Source organism: Arthrobacter sp. V1I7, from assembly GCF_030817015.1.
In the GTDB taxonomy this organism is placed as follows: Bacteria; Actinomycetota; Actinomycetes; order Actinomycetales; family Micrococcaceae; genus Arthrobacter.
Genome location: NZ_JAUSYS010000001.1, coordinates 3,274,420 through 3,292,678, shown reverse-complemented (window position 1 = coordinate 3,292,678; position 18,259 = coordinate 3,274,420). Strand labels below are relative to the sequence as shown.

Genomic DNA, 18,259 nt, shown 5'->3' with positions numbered 1-18,259 from the left:
ACAAACTACGGTATTCTTGAGGAATGGCATCCACCCCTCAGCTCCAGGACCGTCCCAGGGTACTCGTCGTCGGCGGCGGGTACGTCGGCCTGTACGTAGCCCTCAAACTGCAGAACAAGATCGCGAATGCCGGTGGCATCGTCACCGTCGTTGATCCGCTGCCCTACATGACCTACCAGCCCTTCCTCCCCGAGGTGGCAGGCGGCAACATCGAGGCACGCCACGCCGTAGTCTCGCACCGCCAGCACCTCAAGCAGACGGAACTCGTCCAGGGCCGCGTCCTCTCGATCGACCACGCCAACCGCACCGCCGTGGTTGCCCCCGCCGATGGTGGCGAGAACTTCGAGATTCCCTACTTCGACGTCGTCGTGGCTGCCGGCGCGATAACCCGCACCTTCCCGATCAAGGGCCTCGCGGACAAGGGCATCGGTCTCAAGACCATCGAGGAAGCCGTGGCCCTGCGCAACGGCGTCCTCGATCGCATCGAAGCCGGCTCGCTCATGACGGATCCGGTTGAGCGCGCCCGCGCCCTGACCTTCGTCGTCGTCGGCGGCGGCTTTGCCGGCATCGAGTGCATCACCGAAATGGAAGACCTCGCCCGCGCCGCGGTCAAAAACAACCCCCGCGTCAAGCAGGAGGAAGTCCGCTTCGTCCTGGTTGAGGCCATGGGCCGCATCATGCCCGAGGTCACGGCCAAACAGGCCGAATGGGTCGTAGAGCACCTCCGCAGCCGCGGTATCGAGGTCCTGCTGAACACCTCACTGGACAACGCCGAGGGCTCCCTGAAGCTCATCAACCTTCCGGACAAGACCCCGGCACAGGAATTCGAGTCGGACACCCTGGTCTGGACTGCCGGTGTGCAGGCCAACCCGATGGTCCGCTCCACCGACTTCCCGCTCGAGCCACGCGGACGCGTCCGCGTCCTCCCGGACCTGCGCATCGCCGGGGACGAAGGAATCATCGAGAATGCCTGGGCCGCCGGCGACGTTGCGGCCGTGCCGGACCTCTCGGGCAGCGGCCTGCCGGACGGTACCTGCGTCCCCAACGCCCAGCACGCCCTGCGCCAGGCCAAGCGCCTCGCCAAGAACTTGTGGGCTTCCCGCTGGGACAAGCCGCTCAAGGACTACAAGCACAAGAACCTGGGCGCCGTTGCCGGGTTCGGCGAGTGGAAGGGCGTTGCCAACATCAACATCCTGGGCCGCATCGGGCTCAAGGGCCCGCTGGCCTGGCTGGCACACCGTGGCTACCACGGCCTGGCCATGCCGACCTTCGAACGCAAGTTCCGCGTCATCTTCGGCTGGGTCCTGGCCTTCTTCATGGGCCGCGACACCACGCAGCTGATCGACCTGGACAACCCCCGGGGCGCCTTCGTTGCCGCCGCAAGCCCGGCGCCGAAGCCGGCGGCTCCCGCCCCGGCCGCCGGCACGCCGGCAGCAGACGCCTCCAAGGTATCGGTGCCGGCCGACTCCAAGTAGCCAGCGCGAGCCTTTCGACGGCGGCCGTTCCCTTCCCGGGGAGCGGCCGCCGTTTTCCGTTGGCGGGAAGCGGGGCGGCCCCCGCACCTAGACTGGCCCCATGACAGCTGAAAAGGATCTGCACACCCTCCTGGCCACCATGCGCCCCGAACGCCGCGACGGCGAGTTCGTCTATGCCCTGTGGCCGCATGGTAAACCCCTGGCAGGCGCGATCGCGGCAGCCGTCCGGGAGGCGGAAGGCCTGACCGTGGTGCTGCCACGGGCCGAGGCGGACCGGCTGGAGCTGTCCTATGACTTTGTCGGGGCCTGGATCACGCTGCAGGTGCACTCCGCGCTCGAGGCGGTCGGCCTGACGGCAGCCGTCAGGGCCGCGTTGACCGAGGCGAAGATCAGCTGCAATGTCCTGGCAGGATTCCACCACGACCATATTCTGGTCCCCGTGGCCGACGCCGACCGTGCCCTCGAGGTACTGCACGAGCTGGTCGCCGACAGCGGGGAGCGGAAGCCCGCGCCCGAGCTCGTGCTGCGCAGCGAACAGCCCGCCGACCGCCCTGCCCTCCTGGCCTTGGCTGCCGCGGCCTTCGCCGTCTCGCCCGTCACCGGGCTCCGGTTCGACGGGGAACCGGAGGAGGTCGAACTGCTCGCCAGGCTATTCGAGTGCGAGGAATACTTGCCGGAGTTCAGCGTCGTTGCGGAGCTCGACGGCGAGATTGTGGGCCATGTGATCAGTACCCGCGGCTGGGCGGGGGAGCTGAAACTGCTGGGCCTTGGTCCCATCGGCGTGGTGCCGCGGCTGCAGCGCCATGGCATCGGTTCCGCGCTGATGACGGAAACCATAGCCCGCGCAAATGTGGCGGGGGAGTGCGGTATCGCCCTGCTCGGCAGCCCGGAGTATTACTCGAGGTTCGGCTTCGTGCCGTCCACCTCCCTCGGCGTCGAGGCCCCGGACCCCGCCTGGGGCGTGCACTTCCAGCTGCTTCCGCTGGCCCTTTGGCCGGGTGGCGTCAGCGGGACCTTCCGCTACGCCGGCCCGTTCGGCTGACCTTGGCAGGGGCGGAGGACGGCCCGACGGGATACCATGGACCGGGCGCCCCAGTAGCCCAATTGGCAGAGGCAGCGGACTTAAAATCCGCGTGTTGTGGGTTCGAGTCCCACCTGGGGTACAACGCAAGGACCTCCGATTTCCCTAGAACTAGGGAAATCGGGGGTCTTTTGTCATGTCCGGGAACGTCGGCCATTCGAAGGCTTGGTGACCATTTTGGTGACCAATTTCTAAAATGACCCGGCACCTAGCCGCACCAGCGAACCCAGTAATAACACGGAAATTGCACCACCCCGCACCCCATGCAAGGCCAGCCGCCGGACTTAAAAATCCGCGTGTTGTGGGTTCGAGTCCCACCGGCGGTACTTATGGCTAATGAGGCGGCGGCGGTCCGATACTGACTTTGTCGGCCGATAGATTCACGCTCTGGTCAAATGAGTGCTGCCGTCCTCTACTCAAATGGCCGAAATAGGGCCATCATTCTGCTACACCTATCCGGAATTGGCAGTGGTCTCAGGTTGAGGAGAGGAGGCTGAACGCACGTCCCTCTCCTCCTCGGCGACTCGCCCGAGACACCCCGATCCGCGTCCCGTTCGGGCAACTTCCTCCCGCTCGGCGTAGCGCGGTTTCGCCAGCGCTGCCCTGAAGGCAAGGGGGCCGAAGACAGCTGCTGGAAGCCACAACATTCCAACAGCGAAAGGTCACCGAAATGTTCCAGCCCCACGAACGACTAAAAGAGTTGGGTTCCGTTCTCATGCTGTTTGTGACGATGTCCACAGTGGCGTCGTGTACTGCACAAAGTGCTGCCCCGGCTCCGGTCAATTCCCCAGCCGCATCGGATTCAGCATCGCCTCAGGCGTCGCCGGCGGTGTCGGCGTCTTCGTCACCTCCGGTGTCGCCGACGGTGACGTCGGTGGCTGTAGGGCTCTGCGGACCAGAGTCCGCCCTGCACTTCGACCGCACCGCCTTCCCGGCGTCGCCGAGGATAGACAATAAGTGGTTTCCGCTGACGCCCGGCATGCAGTACACAACAACGGGCACGGTCACGAGTGCGGAAGGCGATACCGAGCGCACGGTGGTCCACTCCGTGACCGGACTGACCAAAGTGATAGACGGCGTAAAGACCCAGGTGTTGTGGGACCGGGACTACGCCGATGGGGAGCTGGTGGAATCCGAACTGGCCTTTTTTGCCCAGACGGAAAGTGGCGACGTCTGGCTCTTCGGGGAGTACCCGGAAGAGTTCGAAGGCGGCACATTCATCGGCGCGCCGAACACCTTTCTCAGCGGCATCTCCGGAGCCCAGGCAGGCATCGCGATGCAGACCGAGCCCCGGACCGGCACGGTGAGCTACGTGCAGGCTCACGCGCCGGCGGTGGGCTTCCTGGACTGCGGGGCGGTCTTCAAGGAGCACGAGCCAGTATGTGTTCCCACCGGATGCTACGACGATGTGCTGGTCATTGATGAACACAACCCGCTGGAACCGCAAGTGGGTCACCAGCGGAAGTACTATTCAGCAGGCACGGGTCTGGTGAAAGTGACAGCCGAGGGCGGCGAGAATCAGGAGACCTTGGACCTCGTCAAGGCGGAAAAGCTCTCAGACGCCCAGCTGCAGGAAATCAACCAGCAGGCACTGACGCTCGACCAGCACGCATACCAGGTAAACCCCGACTACGCCCACGACTCCCAAGGCCGAAGTTGCGACTCAGAGCTCCGGCGGCAAGTGAGGGGCTTCGAGACCAGCGAACATGACGGAAGGAATTCCCTGCTCGGAGCCGCCAAAACAACCTGTGGCCTCCACCGACGCCCGGGCGACGGTTTGAGTCCGAAAGTTGCGGCGGCTGGATGAAGACCGGGTAGTTCCCCGGTTCCACGGCGATCCTGACGGCGTGGCGGCACGGCGCCGCCACGCCGCGGTCGCAGGGTCCGACGGCGGGGGACGAGCCCGTCCGTGCGGAGAAAACCCGCGACAGTGACCCCTGACGCGTCGAAACGACGTCTCCAGCCCCGGGGCCCCGCACTGACCTGATTTCCTCTATGCAACGAGTGTTATAAGGATGTGACCGTAGTCACTTATGTTCGGGCCAAAATTGCACTAGCTTGAAGTTAAATCAGGAACACCTGATCTTTCGCATCAAAGGCCGTTCGCACCTTTAGATCGAGGAGATTTTTTACATGACTTCACTCCCCCAGGTGGCGCCCCGCATCGCTAAGCTCACATCGCTTAGCATCGGCGTCGCTCTTCTGGCTACGGCTTGTGGTGGCCCGTCCACCCCGACGTCGACTGGATCCCCCACCGCCGCGGCCGCAGGCATCGCTTGCCCGGCCCCCAGTGCAACCGGCAGCGCCACCACTGCCGCCGCTGCCGGCGGTTCCGTGCCTGCTTCCACAACGACCACCCCGACGCCGCTCAAGATCGGCTCGCTCCTGCCGACCACCGGGTCGCTGGCCTTCCTCGGCCCGCCCGAAATCGCGGGTGTCAACCTCGGCATCAAGGAAATCAACGATGCCGGCGGCGTGCTGGGCAAACCGGTCGAGGTCATTCACCGAGACTCCGGCGACACCAAGACGGACATTGCCACGCAGTCCACCAACGCGTTGCTTGGCTCAGGCGTCAGCGCAATCGTTGGTGCGGCTTCCTCCGGTGTGTCCAAGACGGTCATCAACCAGATCACCGGTGCCGGCGTTATCCAGTTCTCCCCGGCCAACACCTCGCCGGACTTCACCGCCTGGGACGACAAGGGCCTCTACTGGCGCACCGCCCCCTCGGACGTGCTCCAGGGCAAGGTCCTCGGCAACTACATGGCTACCTGTGGAGCCCAGACCGTTGGCATGATCGTCTTGAACGACGCTTACGGCACCGGTCTGGCGAAGAACGTGAAGGCAGCGTTCGAGGCAGCAGGCGGCCAGGTTGTCGCCGAGGAACTCTTCAACGAAGGCGATTCCCAGTTCAGCAGCCAGGTGGACAAGATCATCGCTGCCAAGCCGGACGCAATCGCACTGATCACCTTTGACCAGGCCAAGAGCATTGTTCCGCTGATGACGGGCAAGGGCGTCAAGCCCACCCAGATGTTCCTCGTGGACGGCAACACGTCCGACTACAGCAAGGACTTCCAGCCCGGCACGCTGAAGGGCGCCCAGGGCACCATCCCGGGCACCTTCGCCAAGGATGACTTCAAGAAGAAGCTCCTGACGATCGACCCCGCCCTGAAGGACTACAGCTACGCAGGCGAATCCTACGATGCCGTGAACCTGATCGCCCTGGCCGCCGAGGCCGCCAAGAGCACCAAGGGCACCGACATCGCGGCACAGCTCAAGGGCGTTTCCGAGGGTGGCGAGAAGTGCAACACCTTCCCGTCCTGCGTCACTCTCCTCCGCAACGGCCAGGATGTCGACTATGACGGCCAGTCCGGCCCCATAACGTTCTCCGACGCCGGTGACCCGACCGAAGCCTACATCGGGATCTATGAGTACCAGGATGACAACACCTACACGCCGGCCAAGGAAGAATTCGGCCAGCTGTAAGCCGCTTCCTCCCGACACCACGAGACCCCCGTCCAGTCCGGACGGGGGTCTCTTGCGTCCCGAAACTCCGGGCTGCGTGACGCCGTGGTGGTTATGGCAGCTGAGGCAACAGCCCAGGGCGCCGAGCAAGTGGCTGCGGAGGCCCTTGGAGCGGAGCCCGGGAACGGCCCCGGGCATGCAGAAGGGCCGCCACCGGCTGGTGACGACCCGTCTGCGAAGGCAGTGCGGACTAGACCTCGTCGGCCAGCGTGCCCAGGTACAGCTGGATGACCTTGGGGTCCTTCATGAGTTCCCGACCGGTGCCGGTGTAGGCGTCCTTGCCCTGGTCAAGGACGTAGCCGCGGTCGCAGATCTGCAGGCAGCGGCGCGCATTCTGTTCCACCATGATCACGGAGACGCCGGCCCGGTTGATCTCGTGGACCCGGAGGAAGGTCTCATCCTGTTTGACGGGGGAGAGGCCTGCGGAGGGCTCATCGAGCAGCAGCACGGCCGGGTCCATCATCAGGGCACGCCCCATGGCGACCATCTGGCGCTCACCGCCGGAGAGCGAGCCGGCCCGCTGGGCGCGCCGTTTAGCGAGCTCAGGGAACAGGCCCGAGACAAAGTCGAACCGTTCGGCGAAGTCCTTGGGCCGCTGGAACATGCCCATCTGCAGGTTTTCCTCGATGGTCAGGGAGGCGAAGACGTTGTTGTTCTGCGGCACGAAGCCGACGCCCTTGCTGACGAGCTTGTTTGCCTTGAGCCCGGTGATGTCCTGGCCGCGGACCACAACCGACCCGGAGTGGACTTTGACGAGGCCGAACATCGCCTTGAGCAGCGTCGACTTGCCGGCTCCGTTCGGCCCGATGATGCCGATCAGCTCGCCCTTGCGGGCTTCGATGCTGCAGCCGTTGAGGATGTTGACGCCGGGGAGGTAGCCGGCCACCAGGTTGGTGACCTTGACGACAGAATCCTCATCGTGCACGGGCTGTGCGGCGGGTGCCGCGCTGGTGGCGCTCATTCTGTTTCCTTGTCTGTCCGGTTCGGCTCATCGGCGCTACGCCTGCCGTGGGCCGAACCGTTGCTGGCCGGCCTGGTCGGCTCCTCCGCATCGTGGGCAACCACGTCGAGGGAGATGATGCCGGCGTTTTCGGTGCCGACAATCGATTCCTCATCAGCGACGAGTTCGGCTGCGAGCTCCTTGATGCCTTCCGAGTCACCCAGGTCCACGTCGTGGTGGGCGCCCAGGTAGGCGTCAATCACTGCAGGGTTCTTCATGACCTCGGCGGGCGGGCCCTCGGCCACGATCTTGCCCTCGGCCATCACGACGACCCAGTCGGCGATATGACGGACCATGTTCATGTCGTGCTCAACGAAGAGCACGGTCATTCCCTCGGCCTTGAGGTTCTTGATGTGGTCCAGCAGCGACTGCGTCAGCGCCGGATTAACCCCGGCCATCGGCTCGTCAAGCATGACCAGTTTGGGCCGGACCATCAGGGACCGGGCCATTTCGAGCAGCTTGCGCTGGCCGCCGGAAAGCGACGCCGCGTAGTCGTCCTTCTTCGCATCCAGCTTGAATTTCTCCAGCAGGATATTTGCCTGGGCAGTGATTTCCTTCTCCCGGCCGCCCCAGATGCCCTTGAAGAGTGCCTTTGACAGCCGCTCTCCGGGCTGGTTGGAGCCACCCAGGCGCATGTTTTCCATCACGGTGAGCTTGCCCATGACCTTGGTCAACTGGAAAGTACGGACCATGCCCATCCGGGCCACCTTGTACGGCGAGACTCCGGCAATGCTCTGGCCTTCGAACTGCCACTTGCCCGAGTTGGGCGTATCGAAGCCCGTGAGCAGGTTGAACAGGGTCGTCTTGCCGGCACCGTTCGGGCCGATCAGAGCCGTGATCTTGTGCCTCGGGATCTCAAGGTAGTCGACGTCGACGGCGTTGATGCCGCCGAAGCTGCGGGTGACGTTTTCCGCCACCACGATCGGATCGCGCTTCTTGCAACCCGGTGCCGCCGCGTCGGCGGCAATCGGACGCGCGTCCGTCATGTAGTTGATTTCTTCTGACTGTCCGGTGCTTCCGGTGTTTGCGGATTCTCCGCTTTGGGTGCTCATGCGAAAGCCAGCTCCTTCTTGTTGCCGAAGACGCCCTGGGGCCTGAAGATCATCAGCAGCATCAGGGCGACACCCACCAGGATGTAACGCAGCTGACCGGCCTGGACCGTGTTCAGCCAGGTGACGGCACCTGATTCGATCAGGCCGTACAGGATGCCCTGCGTCAGGGACAGCACGACCCAGAAAATCATGGCGCCGATGACCGGTCCCAGCACCGTGCCGAGGCCGCCGAGCAGCAGGCAGGTGTACAGGAAGAACGTCAGTTCGGTGCCGTAGTTCGCCGGCTGGACCGCGCCGCGGGGGAGGGTGAAGATCATGCCCGCCAGGGCGCCGAGCACGCCGCCGATGACAAGGGCCTGCATCTTGTAAGCGTAGACGTTCTTGCCGAGGGAGCGGACGGCGTTTTCGTCTTCGCGGATGCCCTTGAGGACGCGGCCCCAGGGGCTGCGCATCAGCAGCCACACCAGGGTGCAGCTGACGATAACGAGTCCCCAGCCGACGACCCGGATGAAGAAGTCCCGGTTGTTCATGCCGAGATAGGAGCCCTCGGGGAACGGGTTCATGGCATAGAACCCGCCTTCGAAGGCGGCAAGACCGTTGGCGGAGCCGGTTACCGCGGTCAGCTGGTTCGTGGTCACGATATAGCGGACTATTTCGGCAGCCGCGATCGTGACGATGGCCAGGTAGTCCGCGCGCAGGCGCAGAGTGGGGATGCCCAACAGCAAGGCGAAGATGGTCGCGCAGATTATGGCGATCAGGAGGCCGACGAAGAAGGGCACGCCGAAGGAGAGGGTGGAGATGGCGAAGCCGTAGGCTCCCACCGCCATGAAGCCGGCCTGGCCGAAGTTCAGCAGGCCCGAGTAGCCGAAGTGGACCGCAAGGCCGAGGGCGGCAAGGGCGTAGGCCGCCGTCGTCGGGCTGAACAGCTCAGCGGCAGCGCTGGAAAGTATGAATCCGAAGTCCATGGCTGTCTCCTAACCTACGCGCTCGCGACGGCCCAAGATGCCCTGAGGCCGGAACAAGAGGACAACAATCATGATGAACAGTGCTCCCACGTATTTGAGGTCGGCAGCGAGGCCGAACACGGTGGTCAGCTCCACGAAGATGCCGACAATGATGGAACCGATCAGGGCACCCCAGACCGTGCCGAGGCCACCGAGGGTGACGCCGGCGAAGATGAGCAGCAGGATCTGCGAACCCATGTCGAAGGTGACGCCGGGACGGTAGTACGCCCAGAGGATGCCGCCCAGCGAGGCGAGCATGCCGCCGGTAATCCAGACGATCCTGATGACGGAGTCGACGTCGATGCCGGAGGCGGCGGCCAGTGCCGGGTTGTCGGCGACCGCCCGGGTGGCCTTACCGAGCCGGGTCTTCAGCAGGATGACACCGAGGATGGCGATGACGACAGCGCTGATGACGAGGGACCAGAGGTTGTTAGGGGAAATGGAGACGGGCCCGATCTGGATTTCAGAACTCTGCGCGAACGGCAGCTGCTGCGTGGCGCCGCCGAAGTAGAACTGGATCACGTAGCGGACGGCCAGCGCGAGGCCGATGCTCACGATCATCATGGGAACCAGGCCGGTACCGCGGCGCCGCAGCGGCTTCCAAAGACCTGCATCCTGGGCATAGCCGAACAGTCCGCCGCCCAGCAGGGCCAGGATGATCGCGAGCCAGAACGGCAGGCCCATCGCGTTGAAGGCAAAGACGAGGACGGCGCCGAGCGTCACCATTTCGCCGTGCGCAAAGTTGGTCAGGCCGGTGGTGCCGAAGATCAATGACAGGCCCACGGACGCGAGGGCGAGCAGGAGACCGAAGCTGAGGCCGGCCACGAGACGGTTCAGCAGGTTCTGGCCGAAGTCCTGCTGCTGGATGACAATGCCCTCACCGAAGGTGAAAATCACGGAGAGGTTGGAGGTCTGGCTGAAAGTGACCCTGCGGGGGTTTTCCTGTCCCTCGGCCAGCTTGATGCCCTCCGGAAGGGTGGATTCATCCAGCTCAATCTCGTACGTCCCCTGTGTGGGGACACCGATGGTCCATGAGCCGTTGGCTCCCGACTTCGTGGTTCCCGTGAAGTCACCGCTCTTGGCAGTGATGGTCACGTCGGCTATCGGCGCGCGGTCGTCGCCGCGGAGGAAGCCGCTGATGCTGTTTTGGAACGTGGTAGCCGTCGGGGATGGTGTCGGCGAGGGAGTCGTGGCCTGTGATGCCGGTGCGACGATGAGCAGTAGTGCGGCCACGGCGGCAAATACGGCCCCCACAGCTTTCAGCAGTCTGCCGCGCCGTCTATGCGACAGGCCTCTCGGTGTGCTTCTCAAATTGAAAACCTCCACATGGGGGTGGTCTGGGTTGCGCCTTTGCAACCGCTGCGAACGTTCAGGTGACGGGTGGTGCTTGATGCGATGCAGGAAACTGCGGAGTAGCTTGTGATGTCCGTCACCTGCTTGGCCTATGCTACAGCGCGTTAGGGGCAAAAAATGCCGCCGCGAGCAGGGAGAACGTCGCGATCGGGTAACAACCGTGAAGCAGTGCCCATGCAGTAATTCACGTGCGCTAAAGAAAACTTTTGTTGATCCAGAGTATTCCTAAACATTCGGACTCCGGCGCCTCCGTCCGGCCGGAAACGGGGCTCCGCAGATCACAGTTGGGTTGCGCCAGGGCCCCTCGGGAACTATCCCTCCCGGTCGGCCGTGGAAATTGGTAGCGTGGGTTGTAACAGGCATCAACAGCAAGCATCAGCAGCCCCGCATGGCTCATCACTCACCCCCTTTTATTGGAGGACACCCGCAATGGCACTTGGCGGAAACCCGATCTTCAACGGAAAGAACTTCCGTGGAGCCACCCAGGCACCGCCTGCCCCGCAGGCGTACGGCCAGGGCAACTTCGGTCAGAACCCGTATGGCCAGGGCCAGTACGCGCAGGGCGGCTGGAATGCAGCCCAGCAGGGTATGACCCAGGACCAGCTCCAGGACATGTACAACCGGCCCGCCGCCGGCCCTGCCGACACGGGACGCATGACCTTTGACGACGTCATCATGAAGACGGCGGCCTGCCTCGGCATGGTGATCGCCGGCGCGGCCGTGACCCTGGTCGTCGCTCTGGGCCTGGCGTCCATGCTGATGATCGTCGGGGCGCTGGGCGGCTTCGTCCTCGCGCTCGTCAACACCTTCAAGAAGCAGCCGTCACCGGCGCTGATCCTGGCCTACGCGGGACTGGAAGGCCTCTTCCTCGGCGGCCTGACGCGGATCCTCGACGGGCTGTACCCCGGCGTGGGCCTGCAGGCCGTCATCGGCACGCTCTCCGTCTTCGCTGTCACCCTCGTGCTCTTCAAGAGCGGTAAGGTCCGGGCCACGCCGAAGGCCATGCGCTTCTTCATGATCGCCATCATCGGCTACGCCGTCTTCTCGCTGGTCAACATGGTGATGATGTGGACCGGCGCGGTGGACTCCCCGTTCGGCCTGCGCACGAGCATGGAGATCTTCGGCATCCCGCTGGGCGTCTTCATCGGCCTGCTGGCGATCGGCCTGGCCGCGTTCTCCCTGATCATGGACTTCACCAGCATTGAAGCCGGCGTCCGCAGCGGTGCCCCGCAGCGCTTCTCCTGGACCGCCGCCTTCGGCCTCACCGTGACCCTCGTGTGGCTGTACGTGGAGATCATCCGCCTGCTGTCGATCCTGCGCGGCGACGAGAGCTAGCAGTCCCCAGCGAGGAAGGCCCCGCCATTGGCGGGGCCTTCCTTTTATCTCGGTGCTGTCTGCGTTCTTGCGGCTCAGGCCAGCCGTTCCAGGACCACGGCCATGCCCTGCCCGCCGCCGACGCACAGTGTGGCCAGCCCGAGCTGCCCGTCCCGTTCCCGGAGCCCGTTCAGCAGGGTGGTGGTCATCCGGGCGCCGGTCATGCCGAACGGGTGCCCCAGCGCGATCGCCCCGCCGTTGACGTTGAGCTTGTCGTGGTCGATCCCGAGCTCCTTGGCACTGGCCACGACCTGGACGGCGAACGCCTCGTTAAGTTCCACGAGGTCGATGTCCCCGATGCCCAGCCCGGCGAGCTTCAGCGCACGGCGGCTCGCCTCCACCGGGCCCATCCCCATCAGCTCGGGTGACAGGGCGCTGACGCCGGTGGAGACGATCCGTGCCAGTGGCTGCAGCCCGAGTTCGCGGGCCCGCGCGTCGCTCATGACCACGACGGCGGCGGCGCCGTCATTCAGCGGGCAGGCGTTGCCGGCGGTGACGGTGCCGCCGCTGCGGAAGACGGGCTGCAGGGCACTGACGGCTTCAGTGGTCACGCCCGCCCGGGGCGAATCGTCCCGGTCCACGACGGTGCCGTCTTTCCGGGTGTAGGGCGTGATCTCCCGACTGTAGAAGCCGGCGGCGATGGCTGCTTCGGCGCGGTTCTGGCTGAGCACGGCCCAGGCGTCCTGGTCCGCCCGGCTGATGCCGTAGCTGGTGGCGACGTTCTCAGCGGTCTGGCCCATGGCGATGTATATGTCCGGCATCCGGCCTCCCAGCCGGGGGTCCGTCCACGGTGTATTGGAGGCCGCACGTGCCGCCGTGCGCTGCCGGGCAGCGTCGAAGAGCGGGTTGTGGGTGCCGGCGTCCGTTTGGCCGGCGCCGGCCCAATCCCGGTACCGGGACACCGCCTCCACCCCGGCAGAGATAAACGCGTGGCCTTCGCCGGCCTTGATGGCATGGAACGCCATCCGGAGGGTCTGCAGGCTGGAGGCGCAGAAGCGGTTGACTGTGGCGGCGGGGACGTTGTCCAGGCCGGCCAGGATGGAAACCACGCGGGCCATGTTGGAGCCTGCCTCGCCGCTCGGTTCGGCGCAGCCCAGATAGAGGTCGTCGAGGCCCCGGTCCGGGTCCGCGGCATCGAAGGCGGGTAGGGCGGCCAGCGCGGCGGTCACCATTGCGGCGGCGAGGTCGTCGGGCCGCTCGTCTTTCAGCGAACCCTTGAAGGAGCGTCCGATGGGGCTTCTGGCCGTGGAAACGATGACTGCTTCTGACATGCGCCCAGCCTACGCTTCGGTCAGGCACCGCGCATGGCCCAGGCCGCGGGCGGATGCTGAAGATGTCCGGCGCGACGTGGCGGACCCGGATTGTAGTCCGTGCGCGGTATACGCCCTGGCGCAAGGGTCTGTACCGTGGTGCCATGGTTGAGACGAGCCCCCATGCCGCGAACGCTTCCGCGGCGGGCACCCACGGTACCGGGAGCTCCACGCGGCGCTATGCCTCGGGCCGGCAGTACGAGCTCCGGCGCGGTGACGCGCTCGCCGTCGTGACGGAACTGGCCGCCGGCCTCCGGCTCTACAGCCGCGGCGGCACCCAGCTGACCGAAAGCTACGGCGATGCGCAGATCCCGCCAGGGGCCACCGGGATCACCCTGGCCCCCTGGGCCAACCGGGTGGAGGACGGCGTCTGGCACCTGAACGGCAAGAAGCAGCAGCTCGACATCACCGAGGTGTCCCGCAACAACGCCAGCCACGGACTGCTGCGCAACGCCTCCTACGGGCTGGTGGATGAGTCGCAGTTCTCAGTCACGCTGGAAGCAGTGATTTTCCCGCAGCACGGCTATCCCTTCCTGCTGCGCCACCGGGTCCGCTACGAACTGGCAGAGGATCTGGGGCTGGTGGTCCGGCAGACCCTGGTCAACGACTCCCCGACACCCGCTCCCTGCGTCCTTGGCGCCCACCCCTACTTGCGGCTGGGCGAGGTGCCCAGCGAGGAGCTCACCCTGACGATCGGCGCCGGCAGGAGGCTCGTAACCGATGCCCGGCTCATTCCGCGCAGCAGCGAACCGGTCAACGGCGACTTCGACCTGCGCGGCGGCCGGCAGATCGCCGGGCTGGATATCGACTCCGCCTACACCGACCTGGAGTTCGACGGCGGCCTCGCCCGGCACACGCTGCGCGCTCCGGACGGGCCCAGCGTGAGTCTCTGGCAGGACGAAAACTGCCGCTACGTCCACGTCTTCGTCAGCACCGAGTTCCCGGAGCGGACCAAGGCCGTGGCGATTGAACCCATGACCGGGCCGGCCAACGCCTTCAACAGCGGAGACGGCCTGCGCTGGCTGGCGCCGGGGGAGGAATTCGGGATGAGCTGGGGCATCAGCGCGGCGCTGGAAAGCGGGGTTTCCCATCCGGGCGCGACTGGTGAATCATGAAGCTATGACCCCAGCTGACGCCGCCGCACCGCACCCAGGATCCGACCCGGCCACGCCGGCCGTACCCCTGCCGGTTCTGACGGACCGCCAGCTGGACCGGGACATTCCCTATGGAGTGCGGATCGCGGCAGCGTGGTCCTGGCGGCTGGGGCTGATCCTGCTGCTCAGCGGCACGCTGATCTGGCTGCTCAGCCGCATCAGTTTCCTGTTGATCCCCATCATGGTTGCCGCGCTGCTGGCCGGGCTGTTGAATCCGGTGACGGGCTGGCTCAGGACCCGGCAGCTGCCCAACGGGGCCGCCGTCGCCATCACCGTCCTCGGCTTCATCGGGGCGATCGGGGGCGCACTGGCCCTGGTGGGCCGGCAGCTCGTATCCGGCTTTTCCGAATTGTGGAGCGAGGCGCTGGCCGGGATTCAAAAGATCCAGGGCTGGCTGGCGGAGGGACCCCTGCACCTGTCTGCCGCCCAGATCGACCAGTACATCAAAGAAGGCACCGCTGCGCTGCAGGACAACAGCAGCAGCATCCTCAGCGGCGCCCTGTCCTTCGGGAGCACCGCCGGGCACTTCGCCGCGGGACTGATCCTGGCGCTGTTTATCCTGATCTTCTTCCTGCTGGAAGGCGACCGCATCTGGGCCTTCCTGGTCCGGCTGCTGCCCCGGAAGGCCCGCGCCGCCACGTACGGTGCCGGCCGCAAGGGCTGGGCCTCGATGGTCAGCTACGCCCGCATCCAGATGTTCGTCGCCTTCGTGGACGCAGTCGGCATCGGGGTGGGCGCCGCCATCATCGGCGTGCCGCTGGCCCTGCCGCTGGGCGTGCTGGTGTTCCTCGGCTCCTTCATCCCGATCGTCGGTGCCCTGGTGACCGGCGCCGTCGCCGTGCTCCTGGCCCTCGTCGCCAACGGCTGGGTCAATGCCCTGATCATGCTCGGGATCGTGCTGCTGGTCCAGCAGCTGGAGAGCCACATCCTGCAGCCGCTCGTGATGGGCAAAGCCGTTGCCCTGCATCCGGTTGCCGTGATCCTCGCCGTCGCGGCCGGTTCGTACCTTGCCGGGATCCCGGGAGCCCTGTTCTCAGTACCGGTCCTCGCCGTAGCAAACTCGTCGATTCGCTACATTGCCGGCAGAACGTGGGAACATGATGGGGTGCTTGCGGCCGCGGGCCAGCAGGGCGTCCTTGCCCCTGCCGTGCCCGGCGTCGACAACACCTTTAGAGACGTCCACCTGCCGGGTGAAACTCCCGGCGGCCGGGAGGGCGCCGCACACCACCATGGTGACCCGGGCAGCGATGCCGGCCGGGGCACCGGAGCCTGACCCGAAGAAGGAGACTCGTTTTGCTTACCCTTGAGAGCCTGCCCGTCACGCTGGACAATGTCCTGGAGGCGCAGAAGTTGCTCGACGGGATCATTACGCGGACCCCGGTGGAGTCGTCGCGGGCCCTCGGCAGCCTGGTCGGCGGCGACGTGTTCCTCAAGTGTGAAAACCTGCAGCGCGCCGGCTCATTCAAGGTGCGCGGAGCCTACGTGCGGATGGCTAAACTGTCGCCGGACGAGAAGAAGCGCGGCGTCGTGGCCGCTTCGGCCGGCAACCATGCCCAGGGCGTGGCGGTGGCGGCGAAGAGCCTCGGCATCAGGGCCCGCATCTATATGCCGCTCGGGGTCGCCCTGCCCAAGCTGGCCGCCACCCGCAGCCATGGCGCCGAGGTGGTGCTGCACGGCCACAACGTTGACGAGGCGCTCGCCGAGGCGAAGCGCTACGCGGACGAGTCCGGCGCCGTCTTTGTCCACCCGTTCGACGACGTGGACGTCGTCGCCGGCCAGGGCACCGTCGGGCTCGAGATCCTGGAACAGGTCCCGAACGTTGACACTATCCTGATGGGGGTCGGCGGTGGCGGGCTGCTCGCCGGTGTCGCCGTGGCCGTCAAGGCCCGGGCGAAGGAACTCGGCCGGGAGATCCGCATCATCGGGGTGCAGGCAGAAAACGCCGCCGCCTATCCGCCCTCCCTCGCCGCGGACGCCCTGGTGCCGCTCAAGCGGGTCTCGACCATGGCCGACGGCATCGCCGTGGGACGGCCCGGGCAGCTGCCGTTCAGCATCATCCGCGAACTCGTGGACGACGTCGTCACCGTCAGCGAGGACGCCCTGGCCCGCGGCCTGATCTTCCTGCTGGAACGCGCCAAGATGGTCGTGGAACCTGCCGGTGCTGTCGGCGTCGCGGCCCTGATGGAGGGCAAGATCGAGAACCCCGGGACCGTTGCGGTGGTCCTCTCCGGCGGCAACATCGATCCCATGCTGATGCTCAAGGTCATCCAGCGCGGTCTCTCGGCCGCGGGCCGGTACATGACGGTCCGCATGATGCTGGACGACCGTCCCGGCTCGCTCGCCACGATCGCCCGCATCATCGCCGAGAATGACGCGAACGTGACCGGCCTGGACCACACCCGGGTGGGCGGCTCGATCAGCATGGGCGACGTCTCCATCACGGTGAACCTGGAAACCAAGGGCCACGAACACTGCGAACAGGTCCTCGCCGCCCTCAGGGCCGAGGGCTTCCAGCCGATTGTGGTTCACTAGGCACCATGACCCTCGACTCTTTTCCGGACGAACGGCCCAACGCCGTTGAGACCCCCGCGTCACGGGCCCGGCGGGGGCTGGTGGTGGTGGGTTCCTTCGTTCTCCTGCTGTACCTGATCGAGATCATCAACACGGTGCTGCTGCACTCCCTGAACCGCACCTTCGGTCTGCGGCCGCGCAGCCTCGACGGACTCCTGGACATCCTGACGTTCCCGCTGCTGCACGCCAACCTGGCGCACCTGATGTCCAACACCCTCCCGCTGATCATCTTCGGGTTCCTGGTGTTCCTGGCCGGCCTGCGGGTCTTCGTCACCGCGCTGGCGTCCAGCTGGCTGGGCTCCGGCGTGGTGGTCTGGCTGATCGGCGGTTTCAACGTGACCGTGGGCGCGTCCGGGCTGGTCTTCGGCCTCTTCGCGTTCCTGCTGGTCCGGGGCTTCGTCAACCGCAACTGGTGGCAGATCGTCCTGTCCGTGGTCCTGTTCATGGCCTACGGCGGCATCCTGTTCGGCATCCTCCCCACCGTGGCGAGCTTTGTCTCGTGGCAGGCGCACCTGGGCGGGGCGATCGGCGGCGTCGTGGCAGCGCTGCTGCTGAGCACCCGCGGCGCCAGGACCCTGCGCCCCGGACGGTAAGCGCCCGGCCAACTGCCCGCCGCGAACAAAACGCCGGCCTCCCCGCGAAAGGGGAGACCGGCGTCGTCGTTGCGTCCGGGAACGGTGGGCTGGGTGTCAGCCGACGTACGGCTTGGCGGAGATGATCTCGACCGGGATGTCCTTGCCGTTCGGGGCGGTGTAGCTGAGCTGCTCGCCCTCCTTGTGGCCGACGATGGCGGCACCCAGCGGGGACTTCTCGCTGAAGACGTTGAGGTCGGAGTCGCCGGCGATCTCGCGGGAGCCGAGCAGGAAGGTCTCCTCATCGCCCGCGATCCTGGCAACGACGATCATTCCGGGTTCCACGATGCCGTCGTCGGCCGGTGATTCGCCGACGTGGGCGTCCCGGAGCAGTGCGGTGAGCTGCCGGATGCGGGCTTCGATCTTGCCCTGCTCCTCCTTGGCCGCATGGTAGCCGCCGTTCTCCTTGAGATCGCCTTCCTGCCGGGCAGCTTCGATCTTCTGAACGATTTCCGCCCGGCCGGGGCCGGAGAGGTGGTCCAGCTCTGCCTTCAGGCGGTCAAAAGCTTCCTGGGTGAGCCAAGCTGCAGTTGCGCTGTTGGGGGTAGACACGGGACTTCTCCTTTTTGTGGTCAAACAAGCAAAGACCCCGCCACGGTGGCCACTTATGGAACTCAGCAACCAGCTCAGCGGGGGAAAGGTATTGATCCATTGTAGTCAATGCTGTGGATAAACCAAAGAACACCGCGGTGTGGATCACACCGTGTGACGGGCGGCCCGGGCGGCCGCCT

At 65.7% G+C, this 18,259-nt stretch carries 15 protein-coding genes and 1 tRNA gene; 10 read left to right on the top strand and 6 right to left on the bottom strand.

Annotated features, from left to right (window positions below):
* Positions 1–23: 23 nt before the first annotated feature.
* From QFZ69_RS15100 to QFZ69_RS15080, 5 genes are all read left to right on the top strand, one after another.
* Entirely contained in the window at positions 24–1,475 is a 1,452-nt protein-coding gene (locus QFZ69_RS15100; RefSeq protein WP_306919384.1) for an NAD(P)/FAD-dependent oxidoreductase, read from the top strand.
* 100 nt (positions 1,476–1,575) lie between these two features.
* Positions 1,576–2,517: an N-acetyltransferase gene (locus tag QFZ69_RS15095; protein ID WP_306919382.1), complete on the top strand. Its 942-nt coding sequence runs from the start codon at positions 1,576–1,578 to the stop codon at positions 2,515–2,517.
* Positions 2,518–2,564: 47 nt separating this feature from the next.
* Positions 2,565–2,638: transfer RNA gene (locus tag QFZ69_RS15090), tRNA-Leu, on the top strand.
* Between the two features lie 897 nt (positions 2,639–3,535).
* Complete coding sequence (locus tag QFZ69_RS15085; protein WP_307000214.1) at positions 3,536–4,363, top strand: hypothetical protein; 828 nt, start codon at positions 3,536–3,538, stop codon at positions 4,361–4,363.
* 326 nt (positions 4,364–4,689) lie between these two features.
* Entirely contained in the window at positions 4,690–6,039 is a 1,350-nt protein-coding gene (locus QFZ69_RS15080; protein ID WP_306919378.1) for an ABC transporter substrate-binding protein, read from the top strand.
* Between the two features lie 229 nt (positions 6,040–6,268).
* Here QFZ69_RS15080 and QFZ69_RS15075 read toward each other — a convergent pair whose 3' ends face one another.
* From QFZ69_RS15075 to QFZ69_RS15060, 4 genes are read right to left on the bottom strand one after another with little or no spacing between them, the layout of a single operon-like run.
* The gene (locus QFZ69_RS15075) at positions 6,269–7,039 is read right to left on the bottom strand and encodes an ABC transporter ATP-binding protein (RefSeq protein ID WP_306919376.1); all 771 of its coding nucleotides are present in this window, start codon (positions 7,037–7,039) and stop codon (positions 6,269–6,271) included.
* Positions 7,036–8,130 (bottom strand): ABC transporter ATP-binding protein, encoded by a 1,095-nt coding sequence (locus QFZ69_RS15070; protein ID WP_306919374.1) that lies wholly within the window; start codon positions 8,128–8,130, stop codon positions 7,036–7,038. The genes QFZ69_RS15075 and QFZ69_RS15070 overlap by 4 nt, the downstream gene beginning before the upstream one ends.
* On the bottom strand, positions 8,127–9,095 hold the full coding sequence (locus tag QFZ69_RS15065) for a branched-chain amino acid ABC transporter permease (protein WP_306919372.1): 969 nt from the start codon (positions 9,093–9,095) through the stop codon (positions 8,127–8,129). The genes QFZ69_RS15070 and QFZ69_RS15065 overlap by 4 nt, the downstream gene beginning before the upstream one ends.
* Before the next feature lie 9 nt (positions 9,096–9,104).
* Positions 9,105–10,388 (bottom strand): branched-chain amino acid ABC transporter permease, encoded by a 1,284-nt coding sequence (locus QFZ69_RS15060; RefSeq protein ID WP_306919370.1) that lies wholly within the window; start codon positions 10,386–10,388, stop codon positions 9,105–9,107.
* 528 nt (positions 10,389–10,916) lie between these two features.
* Here QFZ69_RS15060 and QFZ69_RS15055 point away from each other — a divergent pair.
* A complete protein-coding gene (locus tag QFZ69_RS15055) occupies positions 10,917–11,822 on the top strand; it encodes a Bax inhibitor-1/YccA family protein (protein WP_306919368.1) in 906 nt (301 codons plus the stop codon).
* Positions 11,823–11,896: 74 nt separating this feature from the next.
* Here the strand turns inward: QFZ69_RS15055 and QFZ69_RS15050 are convergent, their stop codons facing one another.
* Entirely contained in the window at positions 11,897–13,132 is a 1,236-nt protein-coding gene (locus QFZ69_RS15050; RefSeq protein ID WP_306919366.1) for an acetyl-CoA C-acetyltransferase, read from the bottom strand.
* Between the two features lie 143 nt (positions 13,133–13,275).
* Here QFZ69_RS15050 and QFZ69_RS15045 point away from each other — a divergent pair, with 143 nt between their 5' ends.
* The 4 genes from QFZ69_RS15045 to QFZ69_RS15030 are packed head-to-tail and all read left to right on the top strand — an operon-like array spanning position 13,276 to position 17,489.
* Positions 13,276–14,286, top strand: coding sequence for an aldose 1-epimerase family protein (locus QFZ69_RS15045; RefSeq protein WP_306919364.1), 1,011 nt, complete (start codon positions 13,276–13,278; stop codon positions 14,284–14,286).
* Positions 14,287–14,290: 4 nt separating this feature from the next.
* On the top strand, positions 14,291–15,598 hold the full coding sequence (locus QFZ69_RS15040; RefSeq protein ID WP_306919362.1) for an AI-2E family transporter: 1,308 nt from the start codon (positions 14,291–14,293) through the stop codon (positions 15,596–15,598).
* Positions 15,599–15,618: 20 nt separating this feature from the next.
* Positions 15,619–16,857, top strand: coding sequence for a threonine ammonia-lyase (gene ilvA / locus QFZ69_RS15035; protein WP_306919360.1), 1,239 nt, complete (start codon positions 15,619–15,621; stop codon positions 16,855–16,857).
* A 5-nt stretch (positions 16,858–16,862) separates the two neighbouring features.
* Positions 16,863–17,489: a rhomboid family intramembrane serine protease gene (locus tag QFZ69_RS15030; RefSeq protein ID WP_306919358.1), complete on the top strand. Its 627-nt coding sequence runs from the start codon at positions 16,863–16,865 to the stop codon at positions 17,487–17,489.
* Between the two features lie 96 nt (positions 17,490–17,585).
* On the opposite strand, the gene greA is transcribed toward QFZ69_RS15030, so the two are convergent.
* The gene (greA, locus tag QFZ69_RS15025) at positions 17,586–18,080 is read right to left on the bottom strand and encodes a transcription elongation factor GreA (protein WP_306919356.1); all 495 of its coding nucleotides are present in this window, start codon (positions 18,078–18,080) and stop codon (positions 17,586–17,588) included.
* Positions 18,081–18,259: the final 179 nt, after the last annotated feature.

What these genes read in the sequence shown, in the direction of transcription:
- QFZ69_RS15100 (WP_306919384.1), top strand. Translation starts at nt 24, where the DNA reads ATGGCATCCACCCCTCAGCTCCAGGACCGTCCCAGGGTACTCGTCGTC.
- QFZ69_RS15095 (WP_306919382.1), top strand. Translation starts at nt 1,576, where the DNA reads ATGACAGCTGAAAAGGATCTGCACACCCTCCTGGCCACCATGCGCCCC.
- QFZ69_RS15085 (WP_307000214.1), top strand. Translation starts at nt 3,536, where the DNA reads ATGCAGTACACAACAACGGGCACGGTCACGAGTGCGGAAGGCGATACC.
- QFZ69_RS15080 (WP_306919378.1), top strand. Translation starts at nt 4,690, where the DNA reads ATGACTTCACTCCCCCAGGTGGCGCCCCGCATCGCTAAGCTCACATCG.
- QFZ69_RS15075 (WP_306919376.1), bottom strand. Translation starts at nt 7,039, where the DNA reads ATGAGCGCCACCAGCGCGGCACCCGCCGCACAGCCCGTGCACGATGAG.
- QFZ69_RS15070 (WP_306919374.1), bottom strand. Translation starts at nt 8,130, where the DNA reads ATGAGCACCCAAAGCGGAGAATCCGCAAACACCGGAAGCACCGGACAG.
- QFZ69_RS15065 (WP_306919372.1), bottom strand. Translation starts at nt 9,095, where the DNA reads ATGGACTTCGGATTCATACTTTCCAGCGCTGCCGCTGAGCTGTTCAGC.
- QFZ69_RS15055 (WP_306919368.1), top strand. Translation starts at nt 10,917, where the DNA reads ATGGCACTTGGCGGAAACCCGATCTTCAACGGAAAGAACTTCCGTGGA.
- QFZ69_RS15050 (WP_306919366.1), bottom strand. Translation starts at nt 13,132, where the DNA reads ATGTCAGAAGCAGTCATCGTTTCCACGGCCAGAAGCCCCATCGGACGC.
- QFZ69_RS15045 (WP_306919364.1), top strand. Translation starts at nt 13,276, where the DNA reads ATGGTTGAGACGAGCCCCCATGCCGCGAACGCTTCCGCGGCGGGCACC.
- QFZ69_RS15040 (WP_306919362.1), top strand. Translation starts at nt 14,291, where the DNA reads ATGACCCCAGCTGACGCCGCCGCACCGCACCCAGGATCCGACCCGGCC.
- QFZ69_RS15030 (WP_306919358.1), top strand. Translation starts at nt 16,863, where the DNA reads ATGACCCTCGACTCTTTTCCGGACGAACGGCCCAACGCCGTTGAGACC.